The sequence below is a fragment of the Nocardiopsis sp. iso_25 genome, assembly GCF_056173305.1.
Genome location: NZ_CM149667.1, coordinates 5,250,953 through 5,267,246, shown reverse-complemented (window position 1 = coordinate 5,267,246; position 16,294 = coordinate 5,250,953). Strand labels below are relative to the sequence as shown.

Genomic DNA, 16,294 nt, shown 5'->3' with positions numbered 1-16,294 from the left:
GTAACCGATCACCGCAATCTGTTTCTAACACTCCGCAACCGCCCTGTAACGGTGTTGGACCTGTCCCCGGGCCCGAAAGCCAGTAGCCTTGGCACCGGGCGGGGCGGGGACAACGAGGTCCGGCGCCCCGCGACCCCAATCCGAACCACCACGGTCGTGGGCTCCTTGCGGCCCAGGGAGTTCACACCGAATCACGCAGTCGCCCAGAAGTTCACAGGTCGTATGACCGGTCGTTCTGCCAGCACTCGTGCGACGTTGCTCACAAAGGAGTGAGAGATCCCTATGTCCGGGCAATCCGACGTCCAGCTCCAGAAGCTGCTCAGTGAGGCGGCCGCCAAGTGGTCCCCCGGGGCGCGCATCAGCCCCGAGGAGGCCGACGCCGTCCGCCGCTTCCTCCCCGTGTACTACCGCCACACGGACCCCGAGGAGATCAGCGGCCGTTCCGCCGAGCAGATCTGCGGCGCGGCCGAGGCCCACCGCTCCTTCGGCGCCCGGCGCGCCGCCGGACGGGCCAAGGTCCGCGTCTACACCCCCGACGCCGAGCGCGACGGCTGGGACCAGCAGACCGGCGTCGTGGAGATCGTCACCGACAACGCCCCCTTCCTCGTCTCCTCCGTCACCATGGCCCTCAGCGACCTCGGCGCGGGGGTCCGGCTGATCATCCACCCCCAGACGACCGTCGTCCGCGACCTGGAGGGCCGCCTGGTCCGGGTGGAGCCGGAGACCGGCGGCGAGGGCCTGCTGCCGATCGACGAGTCCTGGATGCACATCGAGATCGACCCGCAGCCCGACCCCGAGCGCCTGCGCGAGATCACCGCCCGCGTCGAGTCCGTGCTGGCCGACGTGCGCTACGTGGACGAGGACGCCGGCAAGATGAGCGACCGGGCCATCCGGATCGCCGACGAGCTGGCGGCCTACCCGGACCGGCTCGTGGCCGGGGGAGTGGACCCGCGCGAGATCGGCGAGAGCGTCGACTTCCTGCGCTGGATCGCGGGGCGGCACTTCACCTTCATGGGCTACCGCGAGTACACCCTGGTCACCGACGAGAACGGCGACGACTCCCTGCGCCCCGAGCCCGGCTCGGGCCTGGGCATCCTGCGCATGGACTCGCCCGCCTCCACCAGCTTCGCCGCCCTGCCCCCCGAGATCCGCGGCAAGGCCCGCGAGCCCTACGTCCTGGTCCTGACCAAGGCCAACTCGCGCGCCACGGTCCACCGCCCCAAGTACCTGGACTACATCGGCGTCAAGAAGTTCGACGCCCAGGGCAACATCGTCGGCGAGCGCCGGTTCCTCGGCCTGTTCACCTCCCAGGCCAGCACCACCAGCATCGCCCAGATCCCCATCATGCGCCGCAAGCAGGCCGAGGTGCTGGCCCTGGCCGGGTTCGAGGCCGACAGCTACGACGGCAAGGACCTCATCGAACTGCTGGAGACCTTCCCCCGCGAGGAACTCCTCCAGATCCCCGTGGGCGAGCTGTACAACATCGTCCGCGGCGTCCTGCGCCTGCGCGACCGGCGCGGCACCAAGCTGTTCATGCGCCGCGACCCCTACGGCGGCCGGTACATGTCCTGCTTCGTGTACATGCCGCGCGACCAGTACAGCACCCGGGTGCGCCTGGACATCCAGAACGTCCTCGCCGAGGCCTTCCACGGCGCCACGATGGACCACAACGTGCTCATCGGCTCCGCCCCGCTGGCCCGCCTGTACCTGGTGGCCCGGGCCCGGCACGGGCGCACCCTCGCCGACATCGACCAGGTCGCCCTGGAGGAGAAGGTCCGCGAGGCGGCCCGCTCCTGGGACCTGGACCTGGACGACGCCCTCGCCGCGGCCTTCGGCCCCGTGCGCGCCACCGAGTTCAAGGAGCGCTACTCGGGCGGCCTCACCGAGGCCTACAAGGTCGACAACAGCCCCGCCACCGCGGCGGGCGACATCCGCGAGCTGGAGAAGCTCCTGGCCCGCACCGACCCCGGGCGGCGCCACGGCGAGTTCTCCGCGGTCCTGTACCAGCGCGAGGACGCCGACCCCGGCTGCTGGCGGTTCCGCCTCTACCGGATCGGCGAGCCCATCTCGCTCTCGCGCGTCCTGCCCGTCCTGGAGAACCTGGGCGTGGAGGTCGTCGACGAGTGGCCCTACGACGTCACCGTCCGGGACGTGGGCCGGGTGTGGATCTACGACTTCGGCCTCGGTCCCATCCCCGAGTCCGACCTGGCCCCCGAACGGCTCAAGTGCCTGTTCGAGGAGGCCTTCGACGCCTCCTGGCGCGACCTGGGCGAGAGCGACCGCTTCAATGCCCTGGTGGTGCGGGCCGGCCTCGACTGGCGCCAGCTCACCGTGCTGCGCGCCTACGCCAAGTACCTGCGCCAGACCGGGTCCACGTTCACACCCGAGTACCTGGCCGACGTGCTGGTGGCCAACGTCGGGATCGCCAACCTGCTGGTCGAGCTGTTCGAGGCCCGCTTCGACCCCGACCAGCCCGGCGAGGGCCGCGACGAGCGCGCCGACGTCCTCGTCGGCAAGGTCGAGGGCGAACTGGAGGCCGTGGCCAGCCTGGACCACGACCGCATCCTGCGCTCGTTCCTGGCGGCCATCCGCGCCACCCTGCGCACCAACCACTACCAGGGCCACCCCTACCTGGTGCTCAAGCTCGACCCGCAGGAGATCCCGGACCTGCCGCACCCGCGGCCCCGGTTCGAGATGTACGTCTACTCCCCGCGGGTGGAGGGCGTGCACCTGCGCTTCGGCGCGGTCGCCCGCGGCGGACTGCGCTGGTCGGACCGCTTCGAGGACTTCCGCACCGAGATCCTGGGCCTGGTCAAGGCCCAGATGGTCAAGAACTCCGTCATCGTGCCCAGCGGCGCCAAGGGCGGCTTCGTGTGCAAGCGGCTGCCCCAGAACGGCACCCGCGACGAGGTGATGGCCGAGGTCGTGGCCTGCTACAAGCAGTTCATCAGCGGCCTGCTCGACGTCACCGACAACCTCGTGGACGGCGAGACCGTGCACCCCGAGCGCACCGTCCTGCACGACGGCGACGACTCCTACCTCGTGGTCGCCGCCGACAAGGGCACCGCCACCTTCTCCGACACCGCCAACGCCATCTCCACCGAGCGCGGCTTCTGGCTCGGCGACGCCTTCGCCTCCGGCGGCTCGGTCGGCTACGACCACAAGGCCATGGGCATCACCGCGCGCGGCGCCTGGGAGTCGGTCCGGTTCCACTTCCGCGAGATGGGCGTGAACGTGCAGGAGGAGCCGTTCACCGTCGTCGGCATCGGCGACATGTCCGGCGACGTGTTCGGCAACGGCATGCTGCTCTCCCGGCAGATCCGGCTGGTCGCGGCCTTCGACCACCGCCACGTCTTCCTGGACCCCGACCCCGACCCGCACACCTCCTGGGTGGAGCGCAAGCGCGTCTTCGACCTGCCCCGCAGTACGTGGGAGGACTACGACCCCAAGCTCATCTCCGAGGGCGGCGGCGTGCACCCGCGCACGGCCAAGTCCGTGCCGGTCACGCCGCAGGTGCGCGAGGCCCTGGGCATCGACGAGGGGGTGCACAGCCTCACACCGGACGAGCTGATCCGGTGCGTGCTCACCTCGCCCGTCGACCTGCTGTGGAACGGCGGCATCGGCACCTACGTCAAGGCCGGTACCGAGACGCACGCCGACGCGGGCGACAAGGCCAACGACCAGCTGCGCGTGGACGCCGCCGATCTGCGCGTCAAGGTGGTCGGCGAGGGCGGCAACCTGGGCCTGACCCAGGACGCGCGGATCGAGTTCGCCCGCGCGGGAGGCCGGATCAACACCGACTTCATCGACAACTCCGCCGGTGTGGACACCTCCGACCACGAGGTCAACATCAAGATCATGCTGGACCGCGAGGTGCGGTCGGGCAAGCTGGACAAGGCCGACCGCGACCAGCTGTTCATCGACATGACCGACGAGGTCGCAGAGCTGGTCCTGGACAACAACGACGCGCAGAACACCGTGCTGGCCGCCGCGCGCAAGCAGGACGGCCAGATGCTGCACGTCCACGGCCGGTACATGCGCCACCTGGAGCGCACCAGGGTGCTCAAGCGCAAGCAGGAGGACCTGCCCTCCGACAAGACGATCGCGGAGCGGCGCGCGGCGGGCAGGGGCCTGACCAGCCCGGAGTTCGCCACGCTGCTGTCGTACACCAAGATCAGCCTCAAGGACCAGCTCGACCTGTCCGACCTGGCCGAGGACCCCTACCTGAACGACACCCTGACGGCGTACTTCCCGACGCCCCTGCGGTCGGAGCGCTTCGCCGAGGGCGTGCACTCCCACCCGCTGCGCCGGGAGATCATCGTCAACCAGGTCGTCAACCAGATGGTCAACCGCTCCGGTCTGACCTTCGCGTTCCGGCTCAACGAGGAGCTGGGCTCCAGCTCCGCCGACATCGCCCGCGCCTACCTGGTGGTGCAGGACGTGCTGGGGCTGCGCCGGTTCTGGAGCGGGCTGGAGGAGCTGGACCACGAGATCTCGATGGGCAGCCAGCTCGTCCTGCTGCTTGAGGCGCGCAAGCTCGCCGAGCGCTCCGCCCGCTGGCTGCTGCGCAACCGCACCTTCCCCTTCGACATCAGCAGCGAGATCGGCTACTTCGCCGACGGCGTGGGCGAGCTGCTGCCGCAGCTGGTCGAGCTGCTGCGGGGCCGCGACCGCGAGGCCTTCGTCGAGCGCCGCGACCGTTACACGTCGATGGGCGTGCCGACCGAGCTGGCCGAGCGGGTGGCCGTGATGGTGCCCGCCTACTCCACCCTGGACCTGGTGGAGATCGCCCAGCGCACCGGCCGCCCGGTGGAGAAGGTCGCCGAGCTCTACTTCGAGCTGGCCGACCGGCTCAACATCAGCTGGTGGCGCGAGCGCGTCATCGACCTGCCGCGCGACGACCGGTGGGTGACGACGGCGCGCTCCTCGCTGCGCGACGACCTGTACGCGGCGCACGCCGACCTGACCGCGCGGGTGCTGGAGAGCGGTCCGGCGCAGGAGCCCTCCGAGCTGATCGCGGCGTGGATCGAACAGAACAGCGACCGGGTGCAGCGCGCCGGGATCACGCTGTCGGAGATCCAGGAGAACGAGCGCTTCGACCTGGCCACGCTGTCCGTGGCGCTGCGGTCCTTCCGCGGCCTGGTCGACTAGCCAGTGTCGTTCTGGACCTCCGCTCCGCTTCGGTCCGTGTTCGGGCGCCCGGAGAACGGGAACCTTCGGTGCCTACGGCGGGTTCGCTCGTTCCTCACGAACCCGCCTCCGGCCCCTCCAGAACCCCGTGGGCGCCCGAACCGAACCCCCGCAAGCTGAGGCCCGTCCAGAAAACGGGCCCGGCCCCGCCCTCCGACCCCGACGGGCTCCCCGCGCCGGTGCGCGCGGGGAGCCCGTCCCCTGTTTGGGGCCTACACTGGGGTCCGTGGCAGAACTGGACCCAGCAGAGAAGATCAAGGACCTCGCGGCGACCCTGGCGAGCGTCAGCGCCGTGTTGGACCTGGAGGCCATGCACACGCAGATCGCCGAGCTGCGCGAGCAGTCCGCGGACCCCGAGCTGTGGGCCGACCAGGACAACGCGCAGAAGGTGACGCGCCAGCTCTCCAGCCTGGAGTCCATGGTCAACAAGGTCAACGGCATCGGCCAGCGGCTCGACGACCTCGGCGTGCTCTACGAGCTGGCCGAGGCCGAGGACGACGCCGACACCAGGGCCGAGGCCGACCGCGAGCTCGACCAGCTGCGCAAGGAGATCGGCGAGCTGGAGGTGCGCACCCTCCTCAACGGGCCGCACGACGAGCGCGAGGCCATCGTCACGATCAACTCCCAGGCGGGCGGCGTGGACGCCGCGGACTGGGCGCAGATGCTCCAGCGCATGTACCTGCGCTGGGCCGAGCGGCACGGCTACCCCACCGACATCTACGAGACCTCCTACGCCGAGGAGGCCGGCATCAAGTCCACCTCCTTCGCGGTCAAGACCGCGTTCGCCTACGGCACCCTGCGCGGCGAGCACGGCACGCACCGCCTGGTGCGCATCTCGCCGTTCGACAACCAGAACCGGCGCCAGACCTCGTTCGCGGGCGTGGACGTCGTCCCGGTGGTGGAGCAGAGCGACCACATCGAGATCGACGACGGCGACCTGCGGGTGGACGTGTACCGCTCCAGCGGCCCCGGCGGCCAGGGCGTCAACACCACCGACTCGGCGGTGCGCATCACGCACCTGCCGACCGGCATCGTGGTGTCCTGCCAGAACGAGCGGTCGCAGCTGCAGAACAAGGCCACGGCCATGTCGATGCTCCAGGCCAAGCTGCTGGTGCGCAAGCGCGAGGAGGAGCAGGCGGCGCTGGACGAGATCCGCGGCGACTCGGTGAGCAGCTGGGGCACCCAGATGCGCAACTACGTCCTGCACCCGTACCAGAGCGTCAAGGACGTGCGGACCGGTGCCGAGACCGGCAACACCTCGGGTGTGCTGGACGGGGACATCGACGAGTTCATCGACGCCGAGATCCGCTGGATGCGCAGCCGGGAGCGGTCCGAGGACGCCTAGGTCGTGTTCCTCGGATCATTCCGGGCTCGCGACCACCGGGCTGCCTCTCGCTGCGCCGGTTTCGCTTGGAAAGCCAACCAGGCTGATCTGCGCGAACCGTCTTGCGAGAGATTGCCCGGACGGCCGCTCGCTGATCCGAAAGCCTCTGCGGAACACTCCCTAGCGGCGCCCTCCCCGGCGGCCCCCTGGGGCAGTGCCTCCGTCCGCCCGCGCGCGCTGCGGGACGGCCACCGCGCAGCCCCGGGGGCGCCCAACCCGGCGAGTGGAACGCGAGCCCCGGAGCCCTCGGGCGCCGGGGCCTTCCGCGGCCGGACCCGTTCCGGCGGGGGCGCGGACACGCCCGGTCGCAGCTGCGGCACCCCGGGGCAGCAGGTGGGACAGATGTGGTTGTTGTGTCCCAATGGTGATGATCACGTCTCCGCAGTTTTACCGAAACTGCTATATGTGAACGTTATCATCGGTTGACGCCTCCGATATGCTCGAGGCTGTTGTCCGATGGTGCACTGATCTATCGGGTGTGAGGCGACCGGGACAATCCGGGCCGCTCCCCCCTCTACACTGTCGGTTGGCCATGTGGCCGGTACGATCCCGCGCGGAGTGCCCTCCACTGCGGGTGCCCATACCTTCGAGAACCTTGTGATGCGCCTGTGATCCACTTCGATAACGTCACCAAGGTCTACCCGACCCAGAAGCGCCCCGCGCTCGACGGCGTTTCCATTGACGTAGACAAGGGCGAGTTCGTCTTCCTGGTCGGCCCGTCCGGCTCCGGCAAGTCGACCTTCCTCCGCTTGGTCCTCAAGGAGGAGAAGCCCGACAAGGGACGTGTGCACGTCGCCGGCAAGGACCTGGCGCGCCTGTCCAACTGGAAGGTCCCCCACCTGCGCCGCCGTATCGGCTGCGTCTTCCAGGACTTCCGCCTGCTGCCGAACAAGAACGTCTTCGAGAACGTCGCCTTCGCCCTGGAGGTCATCGGCAAGCCCCGCCGCTTCATCCGCAAGGTCGTCCCCGAGGTCGTCGAACTCGTCGGCCTGGAAGGCAAGGCCGGGCGGATGCCCAACGAACTCTCCGGCGGTGAGCAGCAGCGCGTGGCCATCGCACGCGCGTTCGTCAACCGCCCCCAGATCCTGCTGGCCGACGAGCCCACGGGCAACATCGACCCCGCGACCTCCATCGGCATCATGAAGGTGCTGGACCGAATCAACCGCACGGGCACCACCGTCGTCATGGCGACCCACGACGCCGCCATCGTCGACTCGATGCGCAAGCGCGTGATCGAGCTTGAAGAGGGCTTGGTAGTGCGCGACCAGACGCGCGGCGTCTACGGCCAGGCGTACTGACCTCCCGCTGCGAGGACCGGCGCGGCGAAGCCCCGAAGGATGGACCTTTAACAGATCATGCGAGCACAATTCGTTCTCTCCGAGACGTGGATCGGCCTTCGCCGAAACCTGACGATGACCATCGCGGTCATCACGACGGTGGCCATCTCACTGACACTTTTCGGCGCCGGTCTACTGGTCAACCAGCAGGTCTCCGAGATGCGCAACTACTGGGACGAGCGGATCACGCTCACCATCTACATGTGCACCGAGATCTCGCCCACCACGACCTGTCAGGAGAACGGTCCAGCCACCGACGAGGACCGCCAGGCACTGGAGCAGACCCTCGACGGCCTGGCCCAGGTGCAGGAGTACACCTACCTCACCTCGGCCGAGGCCTGGCAGGACTTCCAGGACCGGCTGGGCCCCGCCAACGAGGCGCTGGCCAACGCCGCGCAGGAGGGCGACATCCCGGACAACTACCGGGTGCAGCTCACCGACCCCTCCCACTACCAGACCGTGCGCTCCGCGGTGGAGGGCGCCCCGGGCATCGACAGCGTCTCCGACGACGAGATCGTGCTGGAGCAGTTCTTCGGACTGCTGGACGGCCTGCGCGCGGCCGCCCTGGTGCTCGCGGGCGTCCAGCTGGCCGCCGCCGCGCTGCTGATCGGCAACACCATCCGGCTGTCGGCCTACAGCCGCCGCCGGGAGACCGGCATCATGCGGCTGGTCGGCGCGTCGAACTTCTACATCCAGCTGCCGTTCCTGCTGGAGGGCGCGGTCGCAGGCCTCATCGGCGGTCTGATCGCCTCCGGCTTCATCGTGGCGACCCGTTACACCCTGCTCACGCAGATCGAGGCCTGGTTCCAGTTCGACGTGGCCCTGGGCGCGGGTTCGCTGATGTACGTCATCGGCGTCTCGATGATCCTCGGCATCCTGCTGTGCACCATCACCTCGTTCCTCACCCTGCGCCGCTACCTCAAGATCTGACGCGGCCGCCTGGGGCGGGGAGGATTCGACACCGGGGGGCCTCGTGCCCCCCGGACGTATGAAGGGACACACCTGTGGCACGGGAGACCGGGCGCAAGCTCATCGCGCAGAACCGCCGGGCCCGGCACGACTACCACATCGACGAGACCTACGAGGCGGGCCTCGTCCTCACCGGTACCGAGGTCAAGTCGCTGCGGCAGGGCCGCGCCTCCCTCGTGGACGGCTTCGCGCACATCAACGACGGCGAGGTGTGGCTGGAGAACGTCCACATCCCCGAGTACTCCCAGGGAACGTGGACAAACCACGCCGCCCGACGATCGCGTAAGCTACTCCTGCACCGCGAGCAGATCTCCCGGCTGATCGGCAAGACCCGGGAGCCCGGCTTCACGCTCGTCCCGCTGTCCCTGTACTTCAGTGACGGGCGCGCCAAGGTGGAGATCGCTCTGGCCCGCGGTAAGCGTGAGTACGACAAGCGCCACGACATCGCCGAGCGTGAGGCGAAGCGCGACATGGAACGCGCCCTGCGCCGCCGTCGATGAGGCAGCCGAAAGGAACACACACGGTGTCCCCCCGTCCCCTCGGCCGGTTCACGGCCGCCGGCAGCGGCCTGCTCCTCGCCGCAGCCCTGGTCGCGTGCACACCGCACCCCAGTCCCGAGGTGGCGGTCAGGTCCTTCCTGCTCGCCTGGCAGGACGGTGACCACGAGACCGCCGCCGCCTACACCGACGGCGACCCCGCACAGGTGTCCGCGGCCCTCACGGACATGCGCGAGCAGCTCGACCTGGCCTCCCTGCGGTTCCAGCTCGGACCCATCTCCCGCGAGGGCGATTCGGCCGAGGCCGAGTTCGGCGTCAACGCCGACCTCGGCATCGGCGACCCGACCTGGAACTACACCGGCCGCATGCCCCTGGAGTGGGGCCCCGACGGCTGGCGCATCTCCTGGTCCACGAGCGTGCTGCACCCCGACCTGAGCGAGGAGGAGCGCCTCGCGGTCAGCTACGAGAGCCAGGAGCGCGGCCAGATCCTCGACCGCGAGGGACAGCCGCTGGTCACCGCGGACAGCGTGACCGCCTTCGGCGTCTACCCCGCGGACATGGAGGACAAGGAGGCCGGGGTCACCCAGCTCGCCGAACTCCTCGACGAGGACCCCGACCCGCTCCTGAACCGGGTGCGCTCCGCGCCGCCCGAGCAGTTCCAGCCGCTGGTGCTCATGCGCGGCTCCAGCGTGGACGAGACGCTGCTGAGCGAGGCCTCGCAGATCTCCGGGGTGGACACCCAGGAGGTCCAGGTCAACCTGACGCCCTCGGTGTCGCCGTTCCTGCTCGGCGAGGTCGCCGGGACCGCCGAGCACCGGGTCTCCTCCCGCGTGCCCGGCTCCTACCAGGCGGGCGACACCGTCGGCCTGAACGGGCTCCAGAACATCTTCCAGCACGAGCTGGCCGGTTCGGGGACCACCCAGGTGGTCTCCCTGGACCAGGACGGACAGGTCACCGACGTCCTGGAGGCGTGGGAGGGCTCGCTCAGCGGGGCCATCGACACCACCCTGGACCTGGACGTGCAGCGGGCCGCCCAGAACGCGCTGACGATGGTGCCGGGCAACGGCTACCTGGTGGCGGTCGACACCGGCAGCGGCGAGGTCCTGGCCGCGGCCAGCGCCTCGGGCGGCACCGCGGACGACAACGCCTTCACCGGCTCCTACCTGCCGGGCAGCACCTTCGGCATGGTCACCGCCCTGGCCGCCCTGGAGTCGGGCGCGGCCACCCCCGAGAGCGAGGTGCCCTGCGGCTACTCCGCGGAGATCGGCGGACGCACCTTCGTCAACCCGGGCGGCGGTGCACTGCTCGACCAGGCCACCCTGGCCCGCAACATCACCTTCAGCTGCAACGTCGGCTTCGCGGGCCTGGGCGAGCAGGTGGGGTCGGAGGCCATCGCCGAGACCGCCGGGCGGATGGGCGTCGGCGCCGACTGGCAGCTGCCCGTCCCGGCCTCCTCGGGTTCGGTCGCCGTGGAGGACGGCGAGGAGAACGTGGCCGCGGCCATGATCGGCGAGCACGGAGTGCGGGTCAGCCCGCTGTCCATGGCCCTGGTCGCCGCCGCGGTCGCGGACGGCACGTGGAACGCGCCGACCCTGGTGCCCGAGGAGGGCCCCAACCCGATCGGCGCCACCACCCTGGACGACGCCCACCTGGAGGTGGTCCGCACCGGGCTGCGCGACGCGGTGGTCAACCGCATGCCCGAGCTGCTGGCCACCGGGGGAGAGGTCCTCGGGCAGGCGGCCCGCGTGGAGCAGGGCGACACCTCGCTGCACTGGTTCGTCGGCTACAAGGACGACGTGGCCTTCGCCGTCCTGGCCGAGGCCGACCCGGCGACGACGCTGGTGTCGCAGCACGCCGTGAACGCCGCGGGCTCCTTCCTCAACGGGATGGCCAACGGGGTGCCCGAGGAGGCCCCCGCCGGGACGGTCACCGGCGAGCAGGTGCCCGGCGGCCCCACGACCACCGAGGGCGTGGGCCTGCCCTCGGAGCAGACGGGGCAGACGCCGACCGAACCGACGGGGCCGACCAACCAGGCCGACCTGACGGGCACGGAGGAGACCGGCTGGTAGGGCCGACCGGACGGCGGCTACGGTCACCGTTCGCTCCGGACAGGGCAGAACCAGGCAAAGAGCGGACCCCCGGGCAACCCCCCGGGGGTCCGCCCGCGTCTTCCCCTATGACTGGGCCGCGACAGGGGGTAGCGGACCAGTGAGGGGCAGGACCTCATCTCGGGGGAGATCCTGTCGTTTCCCAAGGTCGGCCCGACCCTGCCGACCGCCCCCGCGGGCCGCGTCGACCACCTCTTGCGTCCGCGCCCGCGGGGGTTTCTCCCTGTCCGAGCCCGGTGACCGCGGATTCCCCTCCGCGACCGGGAATCAGCTTGGCCCCCGCACTGTTCAACAGGTAGAGTGACGGACGCGCGAGCGTTCGCCGCTCGCATGTCGGCCGCCCCGCCCAGCGGGGAGGCCGTGACAATTCCACAGGGGGTGATCGGTTTCGACTTCGGTAGTCGTTCCAGGGGAAGCGGGTCGAGGGTTGCGTTTGTGACCTCGTTAATCCTGCATTCGCGTAAACACAAGTGCCAATTCCAAGCGCACTGAGTTCGCTCTCGCTGCCTAAGCGATAGCGTCTCTGTCGGCCTGGGCTCGTCATCGGCCCAGATCCCGGCATCAGCTAGATGACTCACCGCTCAGATCAGGCCACGGGGCCTGAGCGGGACATCTTCGTGGCTGGGCCTGTCAGCGATGTGTCCGTGCAAGCGCTGAGGCCGAGTAGAACGACAGCGCGGACTGCACCCGGAGAAGCCCTGGCTCGGTGCTGAAGGACGCGGGTTCGATTCCCGCCACCTCCACGTGTTGCGCGGGCTGCTGCTCGCCGGTCTTCGACCGGCTCGCCGCAGCCCGCGATGCTTTCCGGGGGGAGACCCCCCGAACCCCCCGAGGTACCCCCCTGTGGTTTGGGTCGTGCCGGTCGGTGGGGTCGGCGCGGCGGTTCCTGATGACGCGGGGTTTGGCCATGGGGTCGGGGCTGGTCGCGGGAGACCCCCGAGGTACCCCCTGTGGTTTGGGTCGTGCCGGTCGGTGGGGCCGGTGTGGCGGTTCCTGATGACGCGGGGCTTGGTCGTGTGGAGCGGGGCCGGTCGCGGCAACCGGTCGCTTCGGAAGGGCGGGGGCACCGCACGCCCGGTGACTTTCCGGGTACGGTCGGACCCGAGGCGGTGAACCGGGGCCGCGACGAAAGCGTTATCCTCTTTGCCCCCCCGACCCCGTGTCCGCGGGTGAGCGAGAGCCTTCGACCGAAAGCCTTCCGATGCCGAAGAAGACAGCCGCCTCCCTCAACGCCAACCGATCCTCCCTCGTCCACAAGGTGCGCTACGCGCTGCGCAATCCCGGCAGGGTGGTGCCGTACGTGCGCCGCTCCGCCCGCGACCTGCGGCTGCGCCTGACCCACCGCGACCACGTGGACTACTACCGGGCGGTGATGGCCTCCGACGCCGCCCGCGACCCCAGGTCGGCGGTGGGCAGCCAGAGCCAGGAGCGCTGGCTGGCGCTGGGGCAGATGCAGTTCGACTACCTGGTCGAACACGGTCTCAGACCGGAGCACCGGATGCTCGACATCGGCTGCGGGAACCTGCGCGCCGGGTGGCGGCTGATCGACTACCTCGACCCGGGCGGCTACTACGGGATCGACATCTCCCCGGACATCCTCATCGCCGCCAAGGGCGTGCTGGCCGAGCGCGGGTTGCAGGAGAAGCTGCCGCACCTGACCATCACGCGGGACCTGACCTTCTCCTTCCTGCCGGAGGGCTACTTCGACGTCGTCCACGCGCACAGCGTGTTCTCGCACTCGCCCATCGAGGTGATCGACGAGTGCCTGGCCAACGTCGAGCGGGTCCTGGCACCGGGCGGGTTCTTCGACTTCACCTACGACCGGACCGAGGGGGTCGAGCACCAGGTGCTGCGGGAGGACTTCTACTACCGGACCGAAACGCTGATCACCCTCGCGGAGAAGCACGGGCTGTCGGCCCGGTTCATGCGGGACTGGGAGGAGCGCCCGCACGGACAGTCCAAGATCCGCGTCACCGCGCGCGGCTGACCGGTTGCCCGCGCGGTCGCGGGGCCGCGGACGGCCCCGCGCCGGGCGGTGTCAGAAGCCGGAGACCGGGCGCGGCGTGTAGTGGCGCTCCAGCTCCTCCACCTCGTCGTCGGTCAGCTCCAGCGACAGCGACGCGATCGCGTCGTCCAGGTGGTGCGGTCTGGTGGCGCCGATGATCGGCGAGGTCACCGCGGGGTTGCGCGACACCCAGGCCAGGGCGATCTGCGCGCGGGAGACCCCGCGCCTCCGGGCGATCGCGCCGACGGCGTCCGCGATCGACCGGTCCGCCTCCGCGTACAGCCGCGCGCCGAACGCGTCACCGCGGCTGCGCGCCGTCTCCTCCTCCCACGCGCGGGTGAGCCGACCGCGGGCCAGGGGGCTCCACGGGATGACCCCGATGCCCTCGTCCGCGCACAGGGGCAGCATCTCCCGCTCCTCCTCGCGGTAGAGCAGGTTGTAGTGGTTCTGCATGGTGGCGAACCTGGTCCAGCCGTGGACGTCGGCGACCCGCAGCGCCTTGGCGAACTGCCAGGCGTGCATCGAGGAGGCGCCCACGTAGCGCGCCTTGCCCGCCCTGACCACGTCGTGCAGGGCCTCCACGGTCTCCTCGATCGGCGTGGTGGGGTCCCAGCGGTGGATCTGGTACAGGTCCACGTAGTCGGTGCCCAGGCGCCGCAGGCTGTGGTCGATCTCGGTGAGGATCGCCTTGCGCGAGAGCCCGCCGCCGTTGGGGCCCGGCCGGGCGCGGCCGAACACCTTGGTGGCCAGCACGATCTCGTCGCGGTCGGCGTACTCGGCCAGGGCGCGGCCCACGATCTCCTCGCTGCTGCCGTCCGAGTAGGTGTTGGCGGTGTCGAAGAAGTTGACGCCCGCCTCGACCGCCTGGCGGATGAAGGGCCTGCTGGCCTCCTCGTCCAGGGTCCAGTCGTGGGTGCCCCTGGCGGGGTCTCCGTAACTCATGCAGCCGAGGGTGACGCGGGAGACGTCCAGTCCGGTCCGGCCCAGCTTGACGTAGTCCACGGGCTCGCCTTCCGTCGATGGATGGGGACGGCACGACTCTAGGGTGCCGGGTCGCGGGCTCCCCGCACGGCCTCCGGGAATCCACGCCGTAAAGCTCCATGGAAACGCCGGGGCGATACGCGGACGGGTGCGGCGCCGGTGGCACCGCACCCGTCCCGCGCGGCCGTCACGCCTCGGTGGCTCCCACGAGCCAGGCGACCTTGTGGGCCGTGACGCCGAGGCTCCCACTGCTGCCGAGGTAGACCCCGAACGAGGCGATGAACGCGTAGTCGTGCTCACGGCGCTCACAGATCACGTCCTCGACCGCGCACGCGGATGACGGGTTGCGCACGCGCAGGCACGGCGACGACTGTTCGTCGACCACGTCCGCCCGTACGTCGTACCGGGACAGTTCCGCGGCTAGTTTGCCGAGGTGCTCGTGCTCCTCGGAGGGCACACGGGTCGGCTGCTCGTCCCTCGTCTGTCTCGACTTGGCCATGGCGCAGATCCTTTCGTGTCGAGCGTGGTGGCTCTCCTCGATGCCCTGCCGCCATTGTCACCCAGGGTTATATTACTAGTCCGTAACGCGGTTACGACACGCCGTTACTCCACCCAGGCACCCTCGTACACCACCTCGCGGACCCCGAGGTCCTCGTCGAGCACGACGAGGTCGGCGCGCCCTCCGACCTCGATCCGGCCCACCCCGTCCAGCCCCAGCGCCGCGGCCGGAACCGACGACGCCGACCGCACGGCCTCGGGCACGCCGACGCCCAGACCCCGCACGGCGTTGCGCACCGCCTGGGGCAGGACGATCGTGCTGGAGGCGATCGTGCCGCTCTCCGCCAGGCGCGCCTCGCCGCCGCTCACCCGTACCCGCAGGTCGCCCAGCGTGTACTCGCCGTCGCCCAGGCCCGTCGCCGACATCGCGTCCGTCACCAGCGACACCCTGTCCGCGCCCGCGGCGTCGAAGACCAGCCCGGCCGCGCCCGGGTGGACGTGCACGTTGTCCACGATCAGCTCGACCGTCACGCGCTCGTCGCCCAGCGCGGCGGCGATCGGCCCCGGGTCGCGGTGGCCCAGCGGGCGCATCGCGTTGTACAGGTGCGTGGCCACCGACGCCCCCGCGTCGAAGGCCGCCAGCGTCTGCTCGTAGGTGGCCTCGGTGTGCCCCACCGCCGCCACCACGCCGGAGGAGGCCGCCGCGCCGATCAGGTCCAGTGCCCCGGGCAGCTCCGGGGCCACCGTGACCATGCGCACGTGCCCCCGCCCGGCCTTGAGCCAGCGGTCGAACTCGGCGGTGTCGGGGTCGCGGAGGAGTCCGGGGTCGTGCGCCCCGCACCTGGCCCGGGAGATGAAGGGGCCCTCCAGGTAGATGCCCGCCAGTTCGCCCGCGTCGCACAGTTCGGCCAGCGCCGCCACCTGGCGCAGGGTGTCCTCCGGGGCGGCCGCCACGAGGCCGCCCACCAGCGCGGTCACGCCCCGGGAGCGGTTGAACGCGATAGTCCTGCGGACGCCCTCGGGGTCGGTCTCGGTGAACGCGTGCCCCGCGCCGCCGTGGATGTGGGTGTCCACCATGCCGGGGACGACCCAGGCGCCGCCGAGGTCGCGGCCTTCGGGGACGGGTCCGTCCGATCCGAGCGCGGCCACGCGGCCGTTCTCGATCCTCAGCCATCCTTCGTGGACCCCGTCGGGGGTCACGACGCGCGCGTTGGTGAGTGTGACGGGGGTGTGGGCCATGTGAGGGGTTCCTCGTGTCGTCTCGTCGGTGTGTGTCGCACATTACACAGGCCTTCGGGGTCGTCACCGCGGGCTTCCGTATTGCC

General features: G+C 70.4%; 10 protein-coding genes and 1 other RNA gene. 8 read left to right on the top strand and 3 right to left on the bottom strand.

Annotated features, from left to right (window positions below):
- Positions 1-282 precede the first annotated feature (282 nt).
- The 8 genes from AC0VX6_RS22575 to AC0VX6_RS22540 all read left to right on the top strand — a co-directional run bounded on the left by AC0VX6_RS22575 (position 283) and on the right by AC0VX6_RS22540 (position 13,472).
- Positions 283-5,151, top strand: coding sequence for an NAD-glutamate dehydrogenase (locus AC0VX6_RS22575; protein ID WP_475465964.1), 4,869 nt, complete (start codon positions 283-285; stop codon positions 5,149-5,151).
- A 265-nt stretch (positions 5,152-5,416) separates the two neighbouring features.
- The gene (gene prfB / locus AC0VX6_RS22570) at positions 5,417-6,535 is read left to right on the top strand and encodes a peptide chain release factor 2 (protein ID WP_274974552.1); all 1,119 of its coding nucleotides are present in this window, start codon (positions 5,417-5,419) and stop codon (positions 6,533-6,535) included.
- Between the two features lie 647 nt (positions 6,536-7,182).
- Positions 7,183-7,872, top strand: coding sequence for a cell division ATP-binding protein FtsE (gene ftsE, locus AC0VX6_RS22565; RefSeq protein WP_013154728.1), 690 nt, complete (start codon positions 7,183-7,185; stop codon positions 7,870-7,872).
- Between the two features lie 57 nt (positions 7,873-7,929).
- Entirely contained in the window at positions 7,930-8,841 is a 912-nt protein-coding gene (ftsX, locus tag AC0VX6_RS22560; protein ID WP_274974551.1) for a permease-like cell division protein FtsX, read from the top strand.
- Positions 8,842-8,915: 74 nt separating this feature from the next.
- On the top strand, positions 8,916-9,380 hold the full coding sequence (gene smpB, locus AC0VX6_RS22555) for an SsrA-binding protein SmpB (protein WP_013154726.1): 465 nt from the start codon (positions 8,916-8,918) through the stop codon (positions 9,378-9,380).
- Positions 9,381-9,403: 23 nt separating this feature from the next.
- The gene (locus AC0VX6_RS22550; RefSeq protein WP_475465961.1) at positions 9,404-11,446 is read left to right on the top strand and encodes a penicillin-binding transpeptidase domain-containing protein; all 2,043 of its coding nucleotides are present in this window, start codon (positions 9,404-9,406) and stop codon (positions 11,444-11,446) included.
- A gap of 413 nt (positions 11,447-11,859) precedes the next feature.
- Positions 11,860-12,231: a transfer-messenger RNA gene (gene ssrA / locus AC0VX6_RS22545) on the top strand.
- A gap of 455 nt (positions 12,232-12,686) precedes the next feature.
- Positions 12,687-13,472 carry a class I SAM-dependent methyltransferase gene (locus AC0VX6_RS22540; protein WP_274974549.1) on the top strand — a complete coding sequence of 262 codons (786 nt, stop codon included), beginning with the start codon at positions 12,687-12,689 and terminating at the stop codon, positions 13,470-13,472.
- Positions 13,473-13,523: 51 nt separating this feature from the next.
- On the opposite strand, the gene AC0VX6_RS22535 is transcribed toward AC0VX6_RS22540, so the two are convergent.
- The 3 genes from AC0VX6_RS22535 to nagA all read right to left on the bottom strand — a co-directional run bounded on the left by AC0VX6_RS22535 (position 13,524) and on the right by nagA (position 16,208).
- Positions 13,524-14,492, bottom strand: a complete 969-nt coding sequence (locus AC0VX6_RS22535; protein ID WP_274974548.1) for an aldo/keto reductase — start codon at positions 14,490-14,492, stop codon at positions 13,524-13,526.
- A 166-nt stretch (positions 14,493-14,658) separates the two neighbouring features.
- Positions 14,659-14,970 carry a hypothetical protein gene (locus tag AC0VX6_RS22530; RefSeq protein WP_013154720.1) on the bottom strand — a complete coding sequence of 104 codons (312 nt, stop codon included), beginning with the start codon at positions 14,968-14,970 and terminating at the stop codon, positions 14,659-14,661.
- A gap of 104 nt (positions 14,971-15,074) precedes the next feature.
- On the bottom strand, positions 15,075-16,208 hold the full coding sequence (gene nagA, locus AC0VX6_RS22525) for an N-acetylglucosamine-6-phosphate deacetylase (RefSeq protein ID WP_274974547.1): 1,134 nt from the start codon (positions 16,206-16,208) through the stop codon (positions 15,075-15,077).
- Positions 16,209-16,294: the final 86 nt, after the last annotated feature.